Origin of the sequence: Paenarthrobacter sp. TA1.8, from assembly GCF_048595705.1 — a bacterium.
GTDB lineage: Bacteria > Actinomycetota > Actinomycetes > Actinomycetales > Micrococcaceae > Arthrobacter > Arthrobacter nitroguajacolicus.
The window spans coordinates 1-22,714 of the sequence record NZ_CP184290.1; the positions used below are offsets into that span (position 1 = coordinate 1).

At 59.4% G+C, this 22,714-nt stretch carries 25 protein-coding genes; 3 read left to right on the plus strand and 22 right to left on the minus strand.

Annotated features, from left to right (window positions below; genetic code table 11):
* Positions 1 to 45 precede the first annotated feature (45 nt).
* Both ACNAOT_RS23675 and ACNAOT_RS23680 read left to right on the plus strand, forming a co-directional pair.
* Positions 46 to 327 carry a hypothetical protein gene (locus tag ACNAOT_RS23675; RefSeq protein ID WP_420181321.1) on the plus strand — a complete coding sequence of 94 codons (282 nt, stop codon included), beginning with the start codon at positions 46 to 48 and terminating at the stop codon, positions 325 to 327.
* A 69-nt stretch (positions 328 to 396) separates the two neighbouring features.
* Positions 397 to 678 carry a hypothetical protein gene (locus ACNAOT_RS23680; RefSeq protein ID WP_420181322.1) on the plus strand — a complete coding sequence of 94 codons (282 nt, stop codon included), beginning with the start codon at positions 397 to 399 and terminating at the stop codon, positions 676 to 678.
* A gap of 625 nt (positions 679 to 1,303) precedes the next feature.
* Here the strand turns inward: ACNAOT_RS23680 and ACNAOT_RS23685 are convergent.
* The 6 genes from ACNAOT_RS23685 to ACNAOT_RS23710 all read right to left on the minus strand — a co-directional run bounded on the left by ACNAOT_RS23685 (position 1,304) and on the right by ACNAOT_RS23710 (position 7,997).
* A complete protein-coding gene (locus tag ACNAOT_RS23685) occupies positions 1,304 to 2,215 on the minus strand; it encodes a NotI family restriction endonuclease (protein WP_420181323.1) in 912 nt (303 codons plus the stop codon).
* A 7-nt stretch (positions 2,216 to 2,222) separates the two neighbouring features.
* The gene (locus tag ACNAOT_RS23690; RefSeq protein ID WP_420181324.1) at positions 2,223 to 3,413 is read right to left on the minus strand and encodes a DNA cytosine methyltransferase; all 1,191 of its coding nucleotides are present in this window, start codon (positions 3,411 to 3,413) and stop codon (positions 2,223 to 2,225) included.
* Between the two features lie 299 nt (positions 3,414 to 3,712).
* A complete protein-coding gene (locus tag ACNAOT_RS23695) occupies positions 3,713 to 5,914 on the minus strand; it encodes a TraM recognition domain-containing protein (RefSeq protein ID WP_420181325.1) in 2,202 nt (733 codons plus the stop codon).
* Positions 5,914 to 6,687, minus strand: a complete 774-nt coding sequence (locus ACNAOT_RS23700; protein WP_420181326.1) for a hypothetical protein — start codon at positions 6,685 to 6,687, stop codon at positions 5,914 to 5,916. The genes ACNAOT_RS23695 and ACNAOT_RS23700 overlap by 1 nt, the downstream gene beginning before the upstream one ends.
* A 36-nt stretch (positions 6,688 to 6,723) precedes the next feature.
* A complete protein-coding gene (locus ACNAOT_RS23705; RefSeq protein ID WP_420181327.1) occupies positions 6,724 to 6,855 on the minus strand; it encodes a hypothetical protein in 132 nt (43 codons plus the stop codon).
* A gap of 248 nt (positions 6,856 to 7,103) precedes the next feature.
* Positions 7,104 to 7,997, minus strand: coding sequence for a hypothetical protein (locus tag ACNAOT_RS23710; RefSeq protein WP_420181328.1), 894 nt, complete (start codon positions 7,995 to 7,997; stop codon positions 7,104 to 7,106).
* A gap of 588 nt (positions 7,998 to 8,585) precedes the next feature.
* On the opposite strand from ACNAOT_RS23710, the gene ACNAOT_RS23715 reads away from it, so the two are divergent.
* On the plus strand, positions 8,586 to 8,954 hold the full coding sequence (locus ACNAOT_RS23715) for a hypothetical protein (RefSeq protein ID WP_420181329.1): 369 nt from the start codon (positions 8,586 to 8,588) through the stop codon (positions 8,952 to 8,954).
* A 94-nt stretch (positions 8,955 to 9,048) separates the two neighbouring features.
* Here the strand turns inward: ACNAOT_RS23715 and ACNAOT_RS23720 are convergent, their stop codons facing one another.
* The 16 genes from ACNAOT_RS23720 to ACNAOT_RS23795 all read right to left on the minus strand — a co-directional run bounded on the left by ACNAOT_RS23720 (position 9,049) and on the right by ACNAOT_RS23795 (position 22,708).
* Positions 9,049 to 9,297: a hypothetical protein gene (locus ACNAOT_RS23720; RefSeq protein WP_420181330.1), complete on the minus strand. Its 249-nt coding sequence runs from the start codon at positions 9,295 to 9,297 to the stop codon at positions 9,049 to 9,051.
* A gap of 68 nt (positions 9,298 to 9,365) precedes the next feature.
* Entirely contained in the window at positions 9,366 to 9,596 is a 231-nt protein-coding gene (locus ACNAOT_RS23725; protein WP_420181331.1) for a hypothetical protein, read from the minus strand.
* Between the two features lie 72 nt (positions 9,597 to 9,668).
* A complete protein-coding gene (locus tag ACNAOT_RS23730) occupies positions 9,669 to 10,199 on the minus strand; it encodes a hypothetical protein (RefSeq protein ID WP_420181332.1) in 531 nt (176 codons plus the stop codon).
* Between the two features lie 10 nt (positions 10,200 to 10,209).
* Positions 10,210 to 10,524, minus strand: coding sequence for a hypothetical protein (locus ACNAOT_RS23735; protein ID WP_420181333.1), 315 nt, complete (start codon positions 10,522 to 10,524; stop codon positions 10,210 to 10,212).
* Positions 10,521 to 10,853: a hypothetical protein gene (locus ACNAOT_RS23740; RefSeq protein ID WP_420181334.1), complete on the minus strand. Its 333-nt coding sequence runs from the start codon at positions 10,851 to 10,853 to the stop codon at positions 10,521 to 10,523. The genes ACNAOT_RS23735 and ACNAOT_RS23740 overlap by 4 nt, the downstream gene beginning before the upstream one ends.
* 320 nt (positions 10,854 to 11,173) lie before the next feature.
* On the minus strand, positions 11,174 to 11,560 hold the full coding sequence (locus ACNAOT_RS23745) for a hypothetical protein (RefSeq protein ID WP_420181335.1): 387 nt from the start codon (positions 11,558 to 11,560) through the stop codon (positions 11,174 to 11,176).
* 312 nt (positions 11,561 to 11,872) lie between these two features.
* The gene (locus ACNAOT_RS23750) at positions 11,873 to 12,121 is read right to left on the minus strand and encodes a hypothetical protein (RefSeq protein ID WP_420181336.1); all 249 of its coding nucleotides are present in this window, start codon (positions 12,119 to 12,121) and stop codon (positions 11,873 to 11,875) included.
* Positions 12,122 to 12,863: 742 nt separating this feature from the next.
* On the minus strand, positions 12,864 to 13,370 hold the full coding sequence (locus ACNAOT_RS23755) for a hypothetical protein (protein WP_420181337.1): 507 nt from the start codon (positions 13,368 to 13,370) through the stop codon (positions 12,864 to 12,866).
* A gap of 14 nt (positions 13,371 to 13,384) precedes the next feature.
* Positions 13,385 to 14,713, minus strand: coding sequence for a hypothetical protein (locus tag ACNAOT_RS23760; protein ID WP_420181338.1), 1,329 nt, complete (start codon positions 14,711 to 14,713; stop codon positions 13,385 to 13,387).
* A gap of 69 nt (positions 14,714 to 14,782) precedes the next feature.
* Complete coding sequence (locus ACNAOT_RS23765; RefSeq protein ID WP_420181302.1) at positions 14,783 to 16,015, minus strand: CHAP domain-containing protein; 1,233 nt, start codon at positions 16,013 to 16,015, stop codon at positions 14,783 to 14,785.
* Positions 16,012 to 16,875: a hypothetical protein gene (locus ACNAOT_RS23770; protein WP_420181303.1), complete on the minus strand. Its 864-nt coding sequence runs from the start codon at positions 16,873 to 16,875 to the stop codon at positions 16,012 to 16,014. Before ACNAOT_RS23770 ends, ACNAOT_RS23765 begins: the two co-directional genes overlap by 4 nt.
* Positions 16,838 to 18,850 carry a hypothetical protein gene (locus ACNAOT_RS23775; protein ID WP_420181304.1) on the minus strand — a complete coding sequence of 671 codons (2,013 nt, stop codon included), beginning with the start codon at positions 18,848 to 18,850 and terminating at the stop codon, positions 16,838 to 16,840. The genes ACNAOT_RS23770 and ACNAOT_RS23775 overlap by 38 nt, the downstream gene beginning before the upstream one ends.
* A 2-nt stretch (positions 18,851 to 18,852) precedes the next feature.
* Positions 18,853 to 19,299, minus strand: a complete 447-nt coding sequence (locus ACNAOT_RS23780; RefSeq protein ID WP_420181305.1) for a hypothetical protein — start codon at positions 19,297 to 19,299, stop codon at positions 18,853 to 18,855.
* Positions 19,296 to 21,887 (minus strand): ATP-binding protein, encoded by a 2,592-nt coding sequence (locus ACNAOT_RS23785; RefSeq protein WP_420181306.1) that lies wholly within the window; start codon positions 21,885 to 21,887, stop codon positions 19,296 to 19,298. Before ACNAOT_RS23785 ends, ACNAOT_RS23780 begins: the two co-directional genes overlap by 4 nt.
* On the minus strand, positions 21,884 to 22,465 hold the full coding sequence (locus ACNAOT_RS23790; protein ID WP_420181307.1) for a hypothetical protein: 582 nt from the start codon (positions 22,463 to 22,465) through the stop codon (positions 21,884 to 21,886). Before ACNAOT_RS23790 ends, ACNAOT_RS23785 begins: the two co-directional genes overlap by 4 nt.
* A 9-nt stretch (positions 22,466 to 22,474) precedes the next feature.
* Entirely contained in the window at positions 22,475 to 22,708 is a 234-nt protein-coding gene (locus tag ACNAOT_RS23795; RefSeq protein WP_420181308.1) for a hypothetical protein, read from the minus strand.
* Between the last annotated feature and the right edge of the window lie 6 nt (positions 22,709 to 22,714).

The window sequence follows — 22,714 nt, forward strand, 5'->3', positions numbered from 1 at the left end:
GTGCCGCTGCGATACTTGCTAGACCGAATCTCAAGAAGGAGTCCCATGGGGAAAGCAAGCCGTTTGAAGGCCGAACGTCAGCAGGTGAAAGTGATACGCGAGCCGATCACAGAGACTCACGAGCCACCGTTGCCGCAGAATTGGCCCCACGGCCATGTCGGGGTCGCGCTGACGGGCGACGACCAGGATGAATGCATCGAGGTTACGATCCATGGGGTTCGGCATTACCTCCACTCATCGACCGCGCAAGAACTCAACAGCATGCTCAGTTCTCGAATCGACGAGTGGAACAAGACTGCGCAGGCCGTAGGATTCCCGGGAGTGTAAAAGCGGCACCTGGTGCCGGCTGCTGCCGTCTGTAAGACGGCGGTTTCTTGGACGGATGGTGGAGAGCGCGTGCGCTCTGTAGTGGAACTGCGGTTCAGTGCTGGGGGAGTGCCCTCGGAAGTCGTCTATGACAGGCGCGTGTGGTCTGTTGCTGCCGAACCTCTGCACTGGTTCAGCCGGTGGAACTGGTGGGAATCCCGGATCTCGGTTGCTAGGGGAGTGGGCGACGTTGTGAGCGTCGAGCATTGGCGGTTGCAGGTCCGTCTAGGATCTGCCGGGTTGCGCACTTTCGAGCTTCAACGTGATCCCCGTTCCCCTGACTGGTTTCTGGTCTCCGTAACCGACGACTAAAAGAGGCTGTGCACATACGCCGGTCAGCTGTGGTGACGTTGCTCCGTGCGGTGCCCTGGCGTTTGTGTGCAGCCGGTCAGCTGGTCCCTGTCCTCCACATGTGTGCGGGAAAAGCCCGAAGGAAATAGCTTTTGCCGTGCCCATGTGGAGGACAGGTTGCCAACGAGGTCTCGCGCGAGACAACGGAAGGGACCGGCAATGCCGGTCCCTTCCGTTTCCTCTGTGCGGTGCTCAGGCGTCTGGTGCAGCCGGTCAAGGCCCACAGTCGCCACCGGGCAGCAATGCCTAAAAGGATCGGGCATTTGTCATACCCCTCCCCCATGATGAGATGCAGCGGCTGACCAGGTTATATATGCCAGTCTCAGAGCTACACTCTCACCATCGAGCAACCAACCCAAGGAGATTACAGAGATGCCAAAAAACAGTAGTGTGCAGCCTCTGGGAATATTCCACGCGATTCAGACACAAGATGCCGTAGCTCATGCTCGTGACGGCTGGCCATTTTTTGAATCCAACCCACGAGGAGTAGACGTGAAGGGAAATGCTCTCTTCGAAATCCGGTTCGGCGACGGAGAGTGGATGCTAGCTTCGGAAGCGGACTTGAACTCCTAGAAGACTAGTTTCCCTAGACCTCGCCCAGCGCGATCTTAATAGCGTTCCGGTAAACGTTAGCCTCCGGGAGCTCAATGTTACTGAACCGCTCTTGCAGTTTATACACGGTGGTTGTGTGTTCCACCTCCAACGCCAGTGGTACCGAGGCACCGGGCTGAACAGCCGCGGCGTCGACGGCGTAGTCATACCCCAGAAATGTAATCGCGGCAGGTTGAAGGTGGACGGTGGTAAGCCCCGCTTGGCCTCCTAGCCGGGTCATGACTTTTTGATAGACCGGGGTGGGACACACGAAAAAGAGGCCCTTCTTACAGCCCTCTTCTCTTTGGAGCACTTGGCCTTTGTAAATAAGCTGCGGGATGATCCGCTTATTGACGTTTTCCCAGTTCAGTCCGGCTGTGCTGTTGACGATGCGCCGGGATGGCTCAAGCAGCCCAAGCCGGCTGGCCCGATAGTTACCCGTCGTGTCGATGGTTTGGACTTCAATCGCAACGAATTCCACGAGCCCTGCGTCTGGTCCGACCAGGGCTAGCACCCAATCAACAAAGTATCCTCCAACACCCTGCCTCTGGGGCAGGCGCAGTTCGCCTCCCCAGCGCTTCCCGAATACCCCGACAACTGGACGTCCGAGTTTTTTACTCTCCAGGCGCGCCCGTGGGCCTGGAACGAAAGCCATGCCCGGCCCAAAAGCTCGATCAGCCACATCCCGGATAATTCTGTAGTCGTCCGCGTATAGCCGAATAGGGCAACAAATGACGGGTCCGGAAGTGGCTGGTTTCAGAGCGCAGGCGCCAGATATCGTGCCGTCGCTGAGTCTTTTAACGCATGTCTCGCCCAGATAGGGGCAATGCTTATCCTCAGCTGCCCTGATGGCTGCCTCTGACTTGTCCGTAGCAAGGTGTCCAAAAAACTCCGATATGTGCGCCACGGTTGGGTTAGATTGCCCGTGTCAAAGCAGGTGCTTCAACCCCGAGGGCAGCGGAAATCGAGCGCCCCACTGCGGCTGCAAGCAGAGGCGGAACGGCGTTCCCTACCTGCTCATACTGCTCCACACGTGAACCTGTAAAACTGTATGTGTCTGGGAACGACTGGATCCGGGCTGCTTCCCGAACGGTGAAAGCGCGATCTTGGTCGTAATGAAAATATGCGCCCCAATGTGGATCGCATTTCGTGAGAATCGTCGATGCCAGACCATTAGGGTCCACTCGCCCGTATCGCTTTGTATGATCCGACCGCCGTGCTTGCTTCATGCCGGCGGGCAGCAGCTCAAATGGGATATCCGTCCAGTTCCCGCCTGGGGGGATGTGCTGGAGTCGCTGCAAGTTGATCTTGCCTAGACGTGCGGCCTCATGATTGGCGACGCCAGTTGAACCGACGCGAAGAAGGCGCTGGTATTCGTTGGATGCTTCTGCCCGATAGGGTTTCAAGTCCTCTCCAGCTTCACCGTTCTGAAGTACCGGCAAGTCACCGATGGCTTCCGCGACAGTGGTGTGCGCGGGCAGAGTGATCGACCTCGGCATTGCCACAATGTCTCGCCCTGCGAATCGCGACGTAAAGTTCACGCGCATAGGTGCTGTCCGAATGGGCTCAGGAAATGCGGCGGAGGCATCGGACGCATCGCGAAGCCCGAGAACAATAGTCCTCCATCGGGTTTGCGGGACCCCGAAAAGCGGTGCGTAGAGTATCTGGACGTCAGCGGCGTAACCCAACTCCCTCAGCGATTGAAGGATGGCTTCAAGGGTTGCGCCCCCCTCGAAAGAGACGAGACCAGGAACGTTCTCAATCAATACCGCCCCCGGCTGAAATTCTTCAACAAACCGCAGGTACTCGCGGAAAAGGTGGTTTCGCCGGTCATCCAGGCTCCTCTTGGGGGCGTTAATGCTGAAGCCCTGGCAGGGCGGCCCACCCGCTATAAGCGATAGCTCACCACGCTTTAGCTTGAGCCTTTCCCGCACATCGGCAGCATCAACATTGCGGATGTCTTCACTCTCGACGATTGTGTCCGGGTGGTTGGCAGCAAAGGTCTGCGCATAAGTCGTCATCAACTCGTTCGCATAAAGACTCTTAAACCCGGCTTCCTGAAGACCCTCTGATAGTCCACCTGCCCCAGCAAAGAGATCGATCATGGTCAGCGAACTAGGGGAAGGAGTTGATCTGCGACGAGCCATACCCATACCTTACCGATGCTCAAGGCCCCTTTCAGAACGACGCACTGCGTCAACGACTTGCACCAAGGCGACCAAAACAGCGGTAGTAGCAACGGCAGGGCGGAGGGCACACCTGAGTCGGTCCGGCCACGCCTGAAAGAAATAGCTTTTGCCTTGCCCAAGTGGGGGAGAGGCCGCAAACGAGATCCGCCCAAACAGTGGAAGGGACCGGCCTTGGCCGGTCCCTTCCGTTCTTGCTGGTGTGCTGTGTTGGTTCTCTACCAGTCGTCTTCCGTGTTGGTTTCCTTCGGTGGGGGAGTGGGCTTCAAGTCAAGGAACGGATTAGCCGCCGCGACTGTGACGGGTGCCTTCGTTTTCTCCTGTGCCTCCGGAAGATCCGCGGTCGGCCCCGGCTCCGGGGTCTTCAGCTTGGGCTTGCCGTTCTTCAGCGCACCAAAGCTGGCCTTCTGCTTTGGTTTGCCGTCGCCGGCGGCCTTCGACTGGACGGGCGGCAGCAGTTCGCCGTCCGTGTCCGGGTCCGGGAGCGGCTTTACCGCTGCTGCTTCTGCAGCGGCTTCGTCCATGTTTGGCGGGAAGGACATTCGCACCTGCACGCGGTAGTTTCCTCGAGGGATTCCGACGAGGAAAACGGTTTGACCTTGGCCAAGCTCGCGCAGCTCGTTCGGGTGCACCTTGAACGTTTCGCCCTCGCGAATATTGCCCTGTCCCGACGCCTGCACGATCTCTCCCAAGAGATCCTTGTCTTCGAACGTCTGGAAGGTTTCGATCATCGTTGATTCAGTGCCGATCATCTTGGCGAACTCTTCGGCGTTGATCTCCTGCTTGTGCAGGATTTTGATATTCGAACTCTGAAGGATCGCCTGCTTGAAAGCGGGGGACACTTCCTCAAGTGCGCCGCTTTCCTGGGTGGCGAGCCCTGCACCGAACCCATGGCTTCGGGCACGCTGGTAGACGTTCTTCAGCAGCTCGCCACCAAGGGCGGAAAACTCGTCAACGATAACCAGTCCCATGCGGGTCCGCTTCCTGCCGTCCCTGTTCCAGCCTTCCTTGCCCAGCGCGGCCATGGATGCGGTCAGATCCTGAATTGCGAGGTTGCCCAGCTGCTGCGCCGCGTTCTGGTCTGCCGCTGCGTCCAGGTTGAACAACACAACGTCGCCGTCCCGAATTGCTTGGCGAATGTCCAGACCGTCCGCCCGTTCCTGCATCACCTTTCCGCTGGCTCCTTCGGCCACGCGGACGAACCTGCCGCGCATGCCAGATCCGCCTTTGGCAATGTCCGGGTCGAAATCCACTTCGGCCAGATATTCCTCGATGGATGCCGCCAGCGTGTCCGAAACAAGATCCTTGTTCGCTCGCAAGGTGTCCAGCATCATCATTCGGGCGACATGGTTAATGTCGCGCTTCCATTTGTAGAGCGACTTCCCGCGCTTGTAGGTGATGCCCTTAGCGGCGAGTTCATCTATGACCCTGATTGCCAGCAGCGCGAGCCGTTCGCCGCCTGATAGGTAGTGGGCGTTGTCGAATCCTCGACCGTCCGCCAGTTTCTCGGCCTGCACGAGAACATTCCTGGCCTGCTCGGCGGTACCGTGCCTGATCGGGTTGTAGGTAGTCGTTGATCCTTGGCCGTCCTCGGTAATCAGGTGAAACTTCCTGTTGGCGTTCCGGGCAATCGCCCGGAACGCATTAGTCAGTTCCTCGTCGGGCTTCATCGTCAGGAAGAACAACGGCATGCGGAACTGCTGCGCTGCCGGGGCCTCGACAAACCCCCGGCATATCTCAATCAGGTCCGTTGTCTTGCCGTAGCCCGAGGGGCCGTCAAGGTAGAAGTGCATTCCAAACGAAAGGGCCGGCACGTCGAAGGCTTGGCCAGTGCGCCTGTCCACGCCAATGCGGATCTTCAGATCCGCGAGGCTCTTAACCGTCTTGGGTGCCTGGGGCCACTGCTCGATCTTTTTGACGGCCCCCTTCACTGCCTTATCGTCGGCGTTCTCCTCCCTCTCCCGGTGGTCCGCCTGATACCGGGACCGCCAAGTTGCATAGGTCGAAACGGCGACGGACGAGACGCCGAAGGCAAGCGGCAGCTGCCCAAGCAGCCAGCCCAACCAGTTCGTTCCAACCGTTGAAAGCAGCGCCGGTCCCAGTGTCGTTATGTTCGTCTTCCCTGCCTCCACGACGGCTCCTGCAAGCCCCACATAGGGCGCCAAATATGCAGGGCCTGCACCCATGAATAGGGCGGCAACTAAAAACACAATGGATGCTGCCAGCAGCCAAACAGCCCTTACTGCCCGCTGCCACATATAAAGGGGAAGCAGAGTGTAGTAGAGGGCGGCTGTGAGCGGATTCAGCAAAACTAAGAATGACCTGATCCCGCGCCACAAAATTTCATCCTGGGTAGGCGGAAACTCGGATTTCTTTTTGCCAATTCTTGTCTTTATGCGTGGTCCCGTTGCTTTTGCCATTACTCATTACCCCCATCTGAATTTAGGTCTAGCTCGGGCTGGACTGGCATGGGCCACTCCACCACCGCAACCTTTTTGTTCCATTGCCTTTGTTGTGCCCTGGTATTGATTTCATGGGCGGCTAGCTGAACGTGATTTATTGCGCGTTCGTTGCAGTAGTAGCGCACCGTGTAGACGTGATCGGCCTGTAGGTAGGAACCCATGAGATCGACCAGTCTCCGGATCTCCTTGACCGAGTGTTCCATCTCGTGCACGGTCATTCGTTCGTCAGGATCGATCGTAACGAGATCCGGAAAAAAGCGTGTGGTCCTGTGCGCCGAAAGTCGGCGCATAATCGCGTAGCGCGGCGGACGCGCAGCGTCGCTGTGGTAGTCCCTGGGAGTGTCCTCACGACGGATTTCCCGCTCGGTCACAAGGCGATATGTCGGCCTCTCGCGGAGTATCCAGTCGGCAAGATCGACCACGGCCATATCGTGCTTGATCTGCGCTAGCTTGGGTCGAACGACCGGCCCCACAATGTCCGCGAGGTTCATTCCCTCCCGCGTCAAAAAGTAGGCGCTGGGGGTGTCTGACCATCCGCGCTCAACGTCGACCAGACCCAGCGTTTTCAGAGCCAGCAACCTGCGGTAGATCACCTTCACACTGATCGGTTCCTGGCGTCGCTTCCACTCGCGTTCGATCTGCTCAATCGTCACAAACGGCCAGCGCCCAATCCACCGAATGATCTCCTCGTCGCGCGCCGTCACCTTCCACACACGTTCCGCTGCCTTCATCCAGCACTACCCCCAAGCTCTCTCGCCACGCTCCAACTACTGCCGCTCATCCTTCTCAACACCACGCCCTGCACGCCCAAAAAATGCCCTTCTTCTTTCCTCTTTTCCTCTCTTCATCTGTCCTCCTTTCTCCTTCCTTCCTTCTCTCTTCTCTCTCGTCTCAATCAACTATCTCTACTTCAATTCCACATCCAACTTCACAAACACTCTGCTCCCCTCCCCCCAGTTTCACCACTCCTGATCTGAGGGACGAAGAGCGGGAGTGGTGAAACTGGGGGGAGGGGAGCACGCCGCACCCGCACCGCCCTTGGATGTGGAATTGATCCACGGCCAGTTCTATAGTTGATTCTACACTTTGGGCCTAGAGAGAAGGAAGGTTTTCAGCCGCCGCTAGGCGGTTGCCTTCGCTCCTGGACTCATGCCGCCAGCTCCCAAAGGGCAGTGTTAGGCCGGCGGCTTCTGATGGACTCTAGGCGTGCTTCCTGTAGGTGCCTGGGCAGCTCGGCGTAAGCCTGCGTGTAGTGCTCTCGACGGGCAGCACGCACGTCTTCGGCAAGCTCGCTCCACCACTTCAACTGACGACGGCGGTTGGCGATACGGGAGACTTCCACAGCTGCGGCACGCTGCTTTTCCCACTGCTCTTCGAATACTGTCCGTGCGGCAGCGAGGACTTCCCGGAAGGCTGATCGCTCGATGCGTACCTGCTCCCGGATCGCTCGCCAGCGTGACAGCCCGGTCTTCGGACGGGTGATCTTCGGGACCTTTGTGATGCTTAGGAGGTCGCCTTTTCTGGCTATGATCTTGCGCTCGTGGAGGGCAGTGATTGTCCGTTCTAGGAGACTCCGCTGGCGGCTGCTGGGGGACTCGCTGGGGGTGAGTTCGGAGGCCGGCAGGGTTCCGGTGCGGGTGTGCATCAGGGTGAGGACGGTGTTGATGGAGCCGGTGGGTAGTCCCAGCCAGAGCGGGTCGGAGGGGGTGAAAAGCAGTGGTGTAGTAGTTAGTGCCCCGGCCTCTTCCGTAACGTCCTCGTGCAGCGCGTAAACGTCGCTGACTACCTCGTGGCCACCGCCATATCGGTAGGCCTCCGTCTTCACCAGAACGTTGTTCCGGCACAACAGATCCAGCGCCTTCTGGATCGTTTTCAGGTCAAGGCCAGTGTCCTCCCGGAGCGATCTAAGCGACGACGGAACAGCCTTCAAGCCCTTCCTGGACAGGTGGTAGGCAACCACCACGGCGACGTGCTCAGCGGTGTTTCGCTGCCTCTTTCCAAGGTGCGCACAATTCCTCCGGACAGCTTTTGAAGTGCCCAAGATAACCGGGTTCCAAATGCATTCCTTGGAATAGCTATCACGCGGCTTTTTGGGCGCATCAATCTTGTCCCAGAAGTATCGTAAGAACCAAGCAAGTCCACGCTGCTGCGCGTGGCCTAGCTCGGGCCGATCCATAGAATCGGTGAGCGCATTCCAAACAGCAGAAAACGACGCTCCCATTTCCTTCAGCTTGCGTGTTATCTGAAATTCGGTATAAGACCTGTCCCCATGAAACGGGACCATTCTGAACGCTGCCAATTGCTGCGTAGTCAGGCGTTCGGCACGGTTCAATATTGCCGTCCGGGAATCCGTCAAAAGGACTCGTTCCACCGTTACAGCGGAACGTGAAACGCTGCCCTGGGGAAGGCCGCTGAGCGCCGTTCGCGGCAGCGGGGGCCGGCTGACTTCAGGACTCTTCCTGTGTGGCGCCGTCAGCGGTCGTATGGCTTCTCTGAGGTCCATTTCCTTGGCTGAATGGCCGTGCCATTCGCGCAGTGAACGAACGAACGAGCGGAACGGATCTGCGAGATTTTCCCCCACGAGTGCGAGGAAATGCCAGCGCCCAGAACCGCCCCCGGAAGGTTCCGCGTGCGTCCAAACGCTGCGGTCTTCGCACCAAAGCACCAGGTGGTGAAGGACTGCTTCAGCGTCCTCTTCGGCCTCCAAATCGAGATCCACGGCGGCGGTTCCCGGACGGACATGGGCCACGTAGGAAGCTGCCTTACCGTCGCTGACAGCGGCGTGCGCTGCTTCCATCGATTCAACATTGGCCAGCTTCCGGTTATCTGCGTCCAGCAGGAAATACGGGCCAGCGAACAGCTTCCTATCGACGGCGGCACGCACCGGATCTGGAAACTGCGGGTGTCTATCTTCTCTGCACGCGGCAGAGGTTGGTACAGTTGGCATCAAGCCCCCCAAGGGCGCAACAAGGGCCGCTCCCTCGCGGGAACGGTCTAGCGGAAGCTCTGAACCGGTGATCTTGCCGGATGCAGGTTTAGAGCCAAGGATTAGGAAGCGGTTGGCTCTCTCTGAGAGCCAACCGCTTCGTTGCTTAACCGGTCATTAGTTGTTGTTGTCCATTCGCTTCACGGATGCTTTGGAGAAGTCCGGGCGTGCGGAGCCAATCGCTCACGACGTCGGACAGATACCGTCCTGGCTTCGCGGCAAAGCCGTATTCGGCTGCAATCTGGCGAAGAATCGCGGTGTCATCGTCGTTGAGTTTCACGGCTACGGTGTTATCGCGGTCATCTGAGGCTGCGTTCCCTGTGGGACGCCCTGAGACTATCTTTGCGAGTGCCATAGCTTCATCCTGCCGTAGCGCTTTAATTTAAAGTTGCTTTTCGCGGGGCGTGTCGAACAATATCTTGACTATCTCCGCTGGCGCTGCCTGCGGCGGCGAAATGCCAGGGTTGCCCCGGCCACGGCGGCTGTCGTGAGAGCCGACATGTAGGCCCCTGTGATGCCGCTATACAGCGTGGACAGCAGGCACACGACGATAAGGAACGTGACAAAGGGAGAACCCGCTCCGCTGCGTGCGGGGCGGGTTCTCTTGGTTCCGTCTATCAGGCCAAACAGGTACCCGAGGATCAGGTTTAGCACTGCTGGCCCCTTCCAATAAGTGATAGTCAACTACCGATATCGTATATTATGACAAGCTAGCCTCTTCTGAGGCTATTTGCCTCGCTCGAAACTGACGGACAAATAGCATTCCCAAAGGTCGTCCATCGCCTTGTATAGACGTGCTCCGATTGCATCAAGTTCTGCGGGACTGTGGAGAGCGACCTCTAGCTGGTGCAGTTTTCCAGCGGTTCCCGGCACCTTCTTTCGGCGACTGTTGTAGAACGCGGTATTGCCCTCTACCAATGAACTCCCTACGGTGGCGTGCAGGATCTTGTTGCGTTGCCCTAAGGCGGCTTTGGCTTCGGTGAGCGCGGCCACGGTAATGGCCTTATTTTCGGCGCTGGTCGTATCGGATTCGGCCAGGAGTTTCTTCGCAAGCTCGATCATGGCGGAAGCGCTCATGTTGGCAGTCACGGTGTGTCCCACCACCAAGTTGCTTCCGTTGATCAGTTCTGCGCACAGGTCCACAAGGTGCTGTTCTACATATGCGGCCCATATGGCTATGCGGCCTACAGCTGCTTCGCCCTCCTGGGTCATGGCTGTGTATGTCCGGTGATCCGGCAGCTCCGACGTTGCTTCCATGCTCGCCAACCTATACCGCGCTCTCGCGCTTCATGCCCCACGCCTGAAGTTCGTGGTTGAAGGAAATAATCATTCCTCCACCGTTCCCTTCGGACTGGTGCCGGGCTAGATCAATTGCGGCAGCAAGCTTCCTGGCTATCTTCTTGGCCTCGTCCCAGTGCTGCTCCTGCGCCGAACCGCTACGGTTCAGCCGTGCTACCGGGATGGTGGTGGCGTCGGACGTGCGCACGCTGACTTCCCCGCCCAGCTCGGGGCCGGCTGTTATGCGGCGGACATCGGCGGCGGCAATAAGGTCTTCGTCATGGCTGAGAATCCATACAGTCATTTCCGGTTGCCCTGTCGCTTTTCCTCGTCGGCCACGACTTCAGCGGTGAGCTGCTGCACTCTGATCTCTTCCTTCTGCCGAATGAGCTCCTGAACGCGGCCCAGCTGGTACCCGTAACGGATCTTCTGCTCTTCAGTGCCTCGCGCTGCGGCCAGCGGCTCCAACAGGCTGCGTGTGCGCCTCAGTTCGGGCAACGGCCACTCTGCAAGTTCTTCATTCGTTGCCTCGCGTACCTTCTCTACTAGCCTTCGGCTGTTTCTCTGGCTCCACAGGTAGGCGGCAACGCCAGCTGCCAACAAGACGAAAAATGCGGTCACTTCTACGTTCATGGTGTCCCCCAGGACCTAGTGACTATGTCAATCCTTTTTGGCCCCGGCAGGACGGTTATGTCTGGCCCCACCAAAAGTCCTCAAGCTCTGTTCCTGGACGAACCAGCGGAGTCACTGAGCCATAGGAGATGCAGGTAGCGGATCCCCGACACGTGTTGGTTAGAGAAGCGGACCTGCATGTCCGGCGACAAGCAGCCAGCCCTCTTCTTCATGAACCCATACTTGCGTCATAGGCATGCGGTATTGGATCCCGCCGAGCGACGACCCTGACGAGAGACTGAGATGTCTCTGGAAAGTGGCGTAGCCGCCGACCTGCTGAGCTAGAGGCTGTACAGCTCCTCCGGCCACGGATACAGGCTGCCGAGTTCGGTGGACTGGCCATGACTGCCGCCGGCGTGGGCGATAGCCGCCAGCACCAGGTCGAGAAGTTCTCTGTTGAGTCCTGACACCAAGTCGCCCAAGACCACAGGTGCGTCCGTCCCGATCGAGGCGACCAGGAGCAGGAACCGTTTCTCGCCTCCAAGCGAGGATGCCATCGAGCTCGCCATGTCTTTGAAGTCGATCCAGGTGCGCCCATTCCGGTTCTTGATCCAGGTGTTCCCAGACTGCGCGTAGCGTCCGCGGTACCCGCGGATCAGCAACTCAGTGGCGGCCTCCAGCGCGTAGTTCCCCTCGGCCCAGGCCCGCAGCTCCTCGATGTTCGACATGGTGCTCCTCACGATGGCGTTTCCCGTAGCGTACCGCTCCCCCTAGCTGGTCAGCCTGACCCGTGACCTGATGTCCGCATCTTGCCAGCCATCTCATTCAAGAAACGCAAGAACACAATGACAATAAAGGCGTTCGAGGGCTTGGACGCAAGCACGATCACAGCAGGGCGAGCACGATTGCGTGCGACGTTGGCTGACGTTCTAAGACGAGCGGTATCGAGGACGACGGATCACACGTACGAGGCGTGAAGATCGCTCAGACTGTCATCCACGTCGTCCTACGCGCAAATTTGCAGCCGCGATGCGTACTGGTCAGCGTTGCGACTCGCCGCGCAGATAGATCTGCCGACCGGCCATGAAGAAGAAAAACAGCCCGAGAAGGCCGGGAATGAGCGGGGGTGAGGCAGGAACGCCAGAAAGCTCGGGCGCGGGGAGCCAACTCACAACGATGAGGATGAGCAAGGAGACGCTCACGATAAGGTACAGGGCCAGCGCCCACGGATAGTACGTGTTCCACGCTGTCTTTCGCGGCGTTGACTTCGAGTTAGCCGAGTTCGTCATGGCTGTAGCATACTCACCTGAGGAAATCTTGCGCCCTTCGGGTTTCGCAGGCATCGAGCACGACGAAGGGTGTACGACTGTGTCCCAATCCACGAGTGTCAAACTCCCGTGGCACCTGAACTCCACCAATTGGTTCATTCTCGCGGGGATCATTGGCACGTGCGTGTTCGGTTGGTTCGCGGCAGGCCAGCCTGGCGTTCCACTGAAGGACGGTGATTACGGTTGCAGTGCACAAAATGGTGCGATTCCGGGGCCGGGAGCGACCGTCGTCAACGGCCGAGTAGTTGACGCATGGGATTTCGATAGTTCAACTGGAGCGACGCCATCCGTTCCATTCCGCAATCCTGAGCGCAAGAACCCTGAAATGTTCACGATGACGAGCGTTGGACCGGGTGGTCATCGGTACGAGTTCGAATGCACATACTAGCGAATAGCAACACGGGTCGCCGCGACGCGATGCAGCCGAGTGTGTGAAACGTTGCGAGTGTGTGCGTTGCGTCGGCGTGAGAACGAGAGCACGTCACGGCAGCGCGAGAGCGAAGCGGTAGCGCGTCGGGGCGGAGCGCAACGTTCGAGAGAGTTTTCGTTGGTTTTGCAGTTGTGCCAATGCCGCGTCCGTCCACTGATGAATCCAACGTTGAAGGTGGGGCCACAAATAACCGTCACAAGGTGCCCGGCGAGTCATGAAGTGGGGCCAGATATATCCGTCCTACCGGGGCCATCCAAATCTGTCACAGCCAACCTAGTTCGGGTTTTCGCTGAGAACAGCGTCTTCGTCTTCAAGGGCGGTTGATACAAGCTCTTCAAGGTCGGCGGGGTCCGCGTCCTTGTTATCCACCCACCAGCCGGGAGAGTCGATGCGACGGGCAGGAACAAGAACCTTTGTTTCAAAGTCTTCTTCATCCCAATCGCCCTCTTCCACCAGGGCTTCGTAACCTGCCTTCAGCAGGCGGTGGCGGGAAGTGAATGCCCATGGAATGAGCTTCTGTCGCTGCTTCTCTGAGCCGGTGAAGTCGGGCAGTTCCAGGGCTTCCGCGAACTGCTCGGCCTCGGCCTGCTCTGCCTCTCGTTCGGCCTTTACCTCTGCCGAAAGCTCCTTCTTCTCCGACTTCCGTACGCAATCAAGGCACGGCTGGCTCTTCAGCCAAACGGCAAGGCCGGCACGCTTGCCTGCCGGTTTCTTGGACAGATCGACTTCCTTTGAGTGTCCGCACGAGTGGTCAACACCCCATACCGTTGCTACTGCCATGGTGGATCTCCTTCCTAGAGGCCGTCAGTAATGGCGGCTGTGACGTGAAGAAAAGCTTCTTGCGTTTGCGGTGACAGGTTGTGCCATTCGATCTCTTCGCCTTCGTCCAGGTGCTTATCGAACGGCACTTCGACAACCTCCCTGACGAGTTCCCCGAAGAGCGCTTTGATGCGCTCTTTGCGCTCCGGGTTGGGGGTCTGCGGCTCCGAGATCACAACGACGGCGTTGGCTACCTTGTCGCCGTATCCCTGCTCTTCCAAGGTGTCGATGGTGGCAGCTGCCGTCTTGGCTGCGTCCTCCTTATTCAGCGTGCAGATCACGAGAACGTCGGCGGCGGCTACTGCTCCCTGCCATGTATCGGCGTTGCTCGCGTTTCCGGTGTCCACCAGAATCAGCCGGTAGAACCTGCGCAGCGTGGCGTGCAGCTTCGTGAAGCCTTCGCCGTCTATGGCGCTCTTGCTGCTGCCCTTGTTCTGCGAGGCCAGCACGTCGAAGTGATTTTCTCCCTGGGGCCTGACAAAGTTCACCAGATCCTCGCTGTGCGAGTGCTGGTCGAACGTTGCGATCTGTTCCAGCAGATCAATGGCGGTGTGGTCGTGGTTGGCCTGCATGCTTCGATCCCCAAGCGTGCCCTTGTTTTCGTTGTCGTCCCATGCCAGCACGGAACCGCCCCGGACCCGCCCATAAGTGGCGCCGGTCAGATAGGTGCTGCTGGTCTTCCCAACGCCGCCTTTGAGGTTGATGAAAGCAACCGTCTTGTGTTCGTTGAGGCCCCGCTGGATCGACCGGCGAGACTGCCGGATGCGAGTCTCTGCGGGTCCTGGGGCAAGCTTCAAGGCTCCACCGGATGCCCTGTTCACTGCGCCCTGCCAGCCCAGTTCCGCGGGACCGGTAGGGCTCTCCTTCTTTGTTTCACTGAAAGCTTCTGCGGCGCGGCCGCGAAGATCCCGCCGTGTCACTGGCGGCGCTGCTTCCTGCACCGGTTCGCTGGCCGTGATCGGCTCCGGTGCGCTGGTCGCTGCGGCTGGCTCGACTTTCGGCGCGGGGGCCGGCTGGGCTGCTTCCTTCTTTTCAGGAAGCGCCCGGGCGGGTTCCTCGACCGGCGTCGGCACTTCTTCAACATCGCCGCTGGGAAGCACGCGCAGCGCCCACTCCCCTGTCGGATCGGCAATCGTGATGTGCAGATTCTCTGCCGTGTCCGCTGCCTTCTCCCGCGCAAAACTCAGCACCTTGTGCCGTGCGTCGGTAACGTCTCCCGCGCTGAGATCCACGGTAGATCCTGCATATTCGACTTCCGCCGTGCCGTCCTCGCGAATGGTGGCGGATGCTGCTGTGGTGGCCACGTGTTCCCCTTTTCGTAGTCTTGTTCCTCTATTGTATCTAATAGATCCAATAGAGGCAATAGAGTTAATTTACTTGCTTGGTGGTAGTAGAAACGCGTTGATCTGCGAGGCGTCCACTGGTTCCGGTCGCACTGAATAGCGGTGCCCTGGCGGGGCGTAATACTCGTTGTTGTATTCCTCGATGACGGCTTTGCCGTCTGTGGTCACTGACTGGACATAGGCCACGTGGCCGTTGGTTCCGACTCCGAACTGCGGTTCCTGGGCGGTTCCGCCGCCGTAGGCGCCCCACCATGCGATTGAGCCCGGAACGGGTGTCTTCGAGACTTTCCAGCCTCGGGACAACCAGCCCTCTTTCCACTCTTTGGCATTGCCGAAGAGGAAGCCCTCGGCTGAGGTGTACCTGTACGGTGCGCTGGTTGCAGCTGCGTCGCGGTTCAGCCGCCATGCTGCAAAGGACGTGCATTCGCCGTAGTAGTAGCCCAGCGGGTCCGCCACGTAAATGCCTGGGCCGGGTGTTACGTCCTTGAACGGGTAGTCGTCGGCTGTTTCGCCAATCTTTCCCGGCTGGCCTCCGCACGCGGTGAGGTCTGCCTTGTTCACTGCGTTGACGACGGTAACGTCTCCGCCGCCCTTCGCGGGGCGGGAAACGTCAATGCCGGCATCCTTGATGATGCTGTCAGCGGGTCCAACAAACTTCGTGTAGTGGTCCTTATCCGCGTTGCGCTGCACGGTGTGGATCACTGAGCTTATGTAGCTGGAATCCTCCCAGCCGCCCACTGCGGCCAGTCCGGATTTCCCGTCGTGCTTGGGGCCAAGCAGGAAACTAAGCGTTGCATGCTCGGGATTCATGACTTGTTCCTTGGTGCCCCAACCTTGGGAAGTCTGCTGCTGGAACAGTCCGAAGGACGTTGCAAGGGAACCGTCCGGGTTCCGGACTCCGTTGATCTGATCGCCGTAATCCAGATTGAAAAGCGTGGATTCTCCGTAGGCGGTGATGATGGCAATGCGGGACGCTTTGCCGGAAAAGCCCGCCTTCTGCACAGCTGCGTCAATCAGCTTCGCGTTCTTGACCTGCTCGGCCCGGTCCTTGGCTGACGCTACCGGTGCGCCTCCGGTGGTGCCTGTCGGACCACAAGCGGCAAGGGCTGGATTGGATTTCGTTGAGGCGATCATCAGCACCGGTCCCGAAACCAGCAGGTAGACCAGGAAGAGAACGGCAATGACTATGCCAGCTTTGAGGGCGAGTCCCTTTCGGGCGACATTGACAGCAACAGCGGTCCCCAGTTCGCGGCTGTCAGTCACTTAATCGTCCATGCCTTCTGTACGGCATCGGTGACGTTCCAGCCGTTCTCCCCTTTGTAGAGGGCAACGGCGTAGTCCACGAGAACACTGGAACCGTCCTTTGACTGCACTTCGACTTCCAAAGTGCGCGACCACCTGACCGGCGTATCAACGGCGGTTCCCTGCTCGGCGGGGCTGACCTTCACGGCGGGTACCTGCGTCGGCTCCTTGCCCTTCAGCGGTTCCTCACTGAAACCGGTGTTCGTCAGAACCTCCATGAGATCCGGCACGGTGTACGGGGCGATAAAGCCCTTCCAAGCGTCGTCCGTGTCGTTGGCTCGTGAGTGATACGCCTTGGCCCAGCTGGTGGCCACGCTCTCTGCATTCGCGGTGTCCACGGCGGGATTGGTAGGCGCGGCAATGTCTACCGGCTGAAGGCTCTTCTGCGTGAACGTCGGCTGTGCCGGGGCCTGCGGGCCGTTGCCGTCAAAGTAGATCGTTGTGGGGCTTGCTGTGGCCGTGGGCGTCGCCGTGGCCGTCACTGTGTCTGTGGCAGCTGGTGCAGCGGTTCCGTTGCTGCCGCCGCCGAAAAGACGGGGGCCGAAGAAGAAACCAGCCGCGATTAGGGCCACGAGGATTCCCAGCACCACGAGGACGGCGCGGGGATCAGTTTCTTCGCCGTTCGCGTTCTCCTTCATCCACGCGGTACGGGCCTGGACGCCTTCCATGCGGGATTCCTTCTTGAAGGAACGCGCTGCCTGCCGCTTTGCCCTGCCCTTAAGTCCGGTCGTTACGTCCTCGGGAACGCTGTAGCGCGGGTTAAGCAGATCCTTCCAAAGATCCTTATCGGCGTTGCGGTCGCGGTCGTCCTGGCTTGTCATTGACTACCTCCCCCTTGATGGTCTGACTGTTCTTGTAGCTCTTGAACTGCGGTGCCTTGGTCGGCTGGCTCTGCTGCGCCGCCCTCGCTGTGCTGCTGCGCGTGGGCGGTCCTGCAGGAAGGTCCGTGCGGACTCTTGCCGGTCGCTGTGGCGTGGGCCGCTGCGCTTGCGTCCGTTCGGCTGCGCGGGGCCTGATTCTCTCCGTCCGCCGTCCGGGTTCCGTGTGCGGCATCGGGTAGGCCCCGCTGCTGCCCTTGGGCATTTCGAATTTCGCGTTCTCCACGCGAGGTCCGCGATTCCTTGCGCCTGCCGGTGTTGCTCGGCCTGCCGGTAGTGCGCCCATGGGACGCGGGGCCGGCGCTCCGCCTTCAGGCAGGGCGAACCTGGCTGTTGGGGCCGGGCCGCTGTTCAGCTGCCCGAACTGGCGGAACTGGCGTGCGGGACGTGCTGCCTTGCTGCGTTCGCCAAGATCCTGGATGCCTCCGCCCATCTGCGGTTTGCTCTGAAGAGTGGGCCGTGGCTTGACGCTCGCTGCCTTGCGGCCAGCGCCGCCTGCAAGCATTTTGGAGACTCCCCGCATGGCCAGATAACCCAAGGCCCCCATGCCGCCGTTACGCGGATCTGCAACCGACATGATGTTCAGCAGGGTTCGGCGGAATCCGAAAGCCACGATCATCACCACGAGACTGAGAATGATTGTCGGCCCCCAGCCAAAGGATGCGATACCGGAGAAAACAGCCGTTTCCAGCACCAGCACGGCACCGAAAACCATGGTGGCCATAAGGGACGCTATGACGGTCCCAAGCAGTGCGTTGAACCAGCCAAGTCCTGCCTGCCGGAATTTTCCGGGAATGACCCATGTGAGCGCAAAGTACGCGCCGACGATCAGCAGGAAGTATGCCGAGATCACTGCGGCCAGCGCAGCCAGTCCCAGCGTGACCATAAGGCCACAGAAGACCAGGGCATTGACAAGCGCGAGCAGGACGATGGGAAGACGCTGGTACCACTGCTGGCCCTTGACCCACTGAGAAACGGGGGCTTCCTTGCTGCCCTCGCCCTGCGCCGAATAGATGGTGTTCTTGATGTAGTCCTTACGTGCCTCACGGTCCATTCCCTTGGCCAGCATGGGCTTCGCGTAGGCTTTGCAGGCTTCCATGCTTCCGTATTCGGCAATGCACCAGGGCGTCACAACCAGAGTGCGCCAAACCGAGTCCCCGGCCTTGCGCAGAAGGTTGTTGCGGTCCGTTCCGGTGAACTGTACTTCGTCCCATTGGAAGGGCTCTTTCCGGTTCAGCTGAATCCCTGTGGCGGTGGTGCTGATAATTACGTCTGCACCGCCCGTGCGTACCTGATCGACTCCCTGAACCCACATGTTGGGTGCCACAACGAAACTGATGCCGAGAAAACCGGCCAGAACCATCCACGACATTTGGGAGAAGCTGGTTCCGTCTTTCTTGTTCTGTGCGTAGGCAACCACAGCACCGAAGGCCAGTGCTGACGGGGCCAGCCACGTCATGAGTGCAGTACCGGTTACGCCGATCATCTGCGAGGCCGTGTTGGACAGTGAATCTACCGAAGTCAGCGAAAACAGCCAGTAAGTAAGGCCAATCGCTGCGTAGGCGATGATTGCCAGCAGGCTCATAATCAGGTCGTTGATACCTGCCATGAAGTTCTCGACCGGGTTGGTGTAATCAAGCTCGGTGTCAAGGAAATAGGCGCCGGGGGCAATGGACTCAAAGAGGGTCTTTGCCCCTCCCCCGGTCAGGTCCGGAAGGTTCAGGATCGCTCCGAAGCCTGCGGTGTCGCTGGGCTTGCCGTCCACTGCTGAGGCAATGCCGGTGCCGGCAAACATGAAGAGCGTAAAGGCAATCAGGAAGGTCTTCACCATCCGGCGAGTAATCCGGAAGGGTCGGCGTTCCGTTGTCCCGGAGCTGGGGCGCTTCCGCGCTGCCAGTCGGTGCTTAAGGCTCTGCATGCTCACCATCCCAACGTTTTCGTTATGACCTGATCCGTGCCGTAGTCGGCCTTGTCCGCGTAGTTCCACTGGCCGATCTTGAAGGCGTCCCCGTTGGGCACGGCTTCAACGGCTAAGAACTGCTGGCTTCCGGCCTGGGTGACTTCCACCGCGACACCGAACTTGTCTTCCCTGCCAAGGGTTTGAGTGACCTTCGGGTTCATGGCCGGCTGCGGGTTGGCCTCGGCCTTCTTCTTAAGGTCGGCCTCGTCCTTCTTGCACTCGGCAATCTGGTTTTCGCTGCGCCCGTCCAGCAAGTCGCAATACTTGCCGTCGTGGGCTTCCCGCGAATTGGCGAAGTCCAGGGCAAGGGCCTTTGCCTTGTCTTCCTTGGATTCGCCGGATGCGCAGCTGCTCAATGCAATTACAGCGGCGGTGATACCAACGACTGTCGCTAGGTGCTTCCTCATGCTGCGTCCTCGCTCTCGTGTTCCCTGCGTTCGTGCTGGATCTCGGCATCCGGGGCTGTGCTCAGGAGTTGGCCAACGTAGTCACTCGGGAACATGCGTTGAATCGTCGCTGCGCGGGACTGCCAATCGAAATAGATGCAGTGGCCGTGGCGAATGACGATTTCTTCCCGGTCCTTCTCTGCCTGTTCGATGCCGCCGAAAAACTGTTCTTCGGTTATGTCGGTGTCGTCGTCCTGGCCGCTGTAGTCAATGCCAATCGAGTAGATCAGTTCGCGGAGTTCCTGGCTGGGCTGGCGCTGGATCAGTTCGGCGGCTGCGTCCTGCTGCCGCCGTGAAGTCAGCTGGTAGATGAACACTGCTGTCAGCTGCTCCACCAGACCCTCATGGGCGGCAACACCGGTTACGTCCTGACTGTCCAAAAGCAGGTGAGTACCGAAGGCTCGGCCCATGCGTGCACAGACAACAAGGAAGTCCGCGCCGTCAGGCATCCTCAGCAACCGGTGTACCTCGGGTACACCAATCGACTTCTTCATGGAGCGCAGTTCTTTGCTGCTGGAAACGCTCAAAACGTACTGAAGGAAGGCACGCATGACGGCCAGCGCCAAACGCTCTGAAGCATCCAGGTCTTCTACCGGCTTGGTGCCGTCGGGCAGTACAAGGTTGGGGAACTGGGCAATCCACAGTCCTGGCTTTCGGCTGAGTGCGCTAAGCCCTGTCGGACGCCCTGCAATGACTGAGCCAAGGTCAGTACGTGCAAGGTCTTCCAGCGCGTCCCCAAGCTCCCTCACGTCCTCCCTGTCATCTTCCCGGAGCAGCTGAATGGTGTTCCACGTTGAGGGTGTTTCGCCCCGGCCTTCTGCTTCGTCAAATTCCTTGCGTGCAGCGCCAAGAATCACGGTTTCCGCGATGTGCAGGAACCGTTTCGGTGCCAAGAGCGTCAGCTGACGGGTGACGGCAAGCGGCGGATCTTGGTTTGGCGCGAGGACGGCAAACGGGTCTGCACAGCCTGCGTATTTCGGCGTGATCTCGATGACGCCGTGCGGCAGGTTGAATTCTTCGGCCACTCGCGCTGCGCCGGTCAGATCGCCCTTTACGTCCAGCAGCGCGGCCCAGCCGCCAGAGAAAACAGTCTCAATAAGATCCATCAGCATGGCGGTGGACTTTCCGCGCCCGGAACGTCCACCGTAGAACGTGGTGGTTGCGTCCCCGCGTGCTGCGGCGTCGGCGGCTCCAAACCTGACCAGTCCGCTGGTGGTGCCTGTCTGCACACCAATGACCGGTCCCCGCTTGGCTCCAACTTTCGATCCGCCCCAGAAGAACGAACCAAAGAATCCCGCGCCGTCCTGGACGTGGCCCAAGTCTGAAACTCTCACGAGATCTCCGGGCAGCGTCTCCAACCAGAGGTCGCGCTGGTCGTCCTGGCCGATCACTGCCTTGATGCCAATACCGGTGTAGTAGTCCGTGACGGCGGCGGCGTTCTTCATCACGTCTTCGTAGCTCGCGCCCGAGACGATAATCCGCGGGTGTGATTTCACGAGAATCATGGATTCCCGGTCCATCCTCTTCCCGAGATCGCTCATGACGGCTTCGGTAAATTCAATGGATTCCGACGTTTCGCCGGCTGAGTGTGCCCCGGCGCTGGCGCGCTGTTCCTTGGCCACTTTGCGGGTGTCGTCAACGAGCTTTGCGGCTTCCGTCTTCGTCAGAATGCGGAAGCGCACCGAGGCATCAGCGACGACCGGAACGATATGGCCGGCGTTGTTCCGGCTGATCGTTCCCAGTCCGCGCAACCACTCCTGCTCTCCCGGAACCTGGATCTCTTCAGGCATCTCCGAAAGCGTCATGACCGAGACGTAGGAAGCAACGCTTCCGTCCGCTGCGTAGGCTCGCAGATGGTCCGTGTACGGCACGATACGGCCCTGTGTGAGCCTTGCCAGCCTGTCCCCTTCCACAACACCGTCAACGGGCGCGGCGACGTTCTCACGGCGCATTTCCCTTGCTGTCATCCATGCAATGAGTTCCGGGGATGCCAGCTGCGCACGCCACTTGGTATTGCGCAGCGGTCGGCCGATTTCCTGGGCTTTGCGAAGGGAGTAAAGGAGTTCCTGACGGCTTACCCGCCGTGAGTCCAGTCCAAGGGCATCTGAACGTGAAGTCTTGGCATTGGTCTGCGCATGGGACCGGTCGCTGATCTTCACGCCAAGCATCAGGTACCGCTGAAGGAGTCCAAGACCTTCGATGGTTTCGGCCCAAAGCTCGGCCCATTCCTGCCAATTGCCGCTCGTGTAGAGCTTGTCCGAGTCCTCTAGGTACTCGTCGCTGGTGATCTGCCCCCACACGATTTTCAGGTGGCAATCCTTGCCTGCCAGCACGCTGCCGACTGAGGCAATGATGCTGTCCAACTCTTGGTCGAGTTCGGCGGCGTCCGCAATGTCCGTGTTGGTGGTGCCCAAGCTGAACCAAGCTTCAGTCTTGGAACCGGTGAAAAGAAGTCCCTGGGCGATTGCGTGCAGATCCGGGGCGGCTTCCTTTCGCTCCGGGTCGAGGCCGAAAAAGCGCAGCGCCTTGTCTACCATCGTGATCTTCATTCTTGCCGTCCTTTCCGGCCAGCTTTCGCCTGGGCCTTGGTGAGTAGTTGTCCCATGTAGTCGTTTCCGTACAGTCGGCCCTTCTGCCTAAGCACAATGGGGCTTCCTACCGGCAGGCCGCGCCGGTCTGTCGCGTCTCCGACGTCGTGCCATTCCGGAACTTTCTGCCATGGGAACAGCAAGTGCTTTAGCGCCTGCGTCTGGAACCGGTATGACACCGGCAGGTAGGAAACGGTGCTTGCTTCCTTGCGCCCGAGATTGACAATCGGGCGGTGCGAAACGAGGGCAAACCGGAGGCGGATGATCCACTGGGTTATGTTCTTCCGCCGCTCCTGCACCTTGTTCTCTGTCGTACCGAATTTCAGAAGCAATCCGGGCGGCAGAATGTAGAGCATCAGAGACGCCGGCTGCGGCGCTCCGAAACACAGGATCATCAATGCTCCCCAGACCACGAAAACAGCGGCGCCAAAAGCGATATCGAACCGCTTTGGCCCTTCCCCGAGATCGATTCCCCAAAGGTCGTGCTGGCGGGGCTCAATCGCCATGTGCTTCGTGAGCGTCATGCCTTGGCGTGCCATGGTCCTCCCCTAAACGTGGCCCTGCGTGATGAGCGAAAAAGCTCCTTTGAAGATCCCGACTACCTGCGTAGGCATGTAGACGAAACCTGCGACCAGGACGCCAAGGGCAACGTGGCCGAGCAGTTCGCCCTTCTCGTTCCGGGCGTAGTGGCCAACCGCACGGTAGACGAGGATCAGCAGGAACACGTTTCCGAGAATGGCCAAAAGCCAGTTGGTAAATACGTCTCCGGTGAACTGAAACATGGTGAT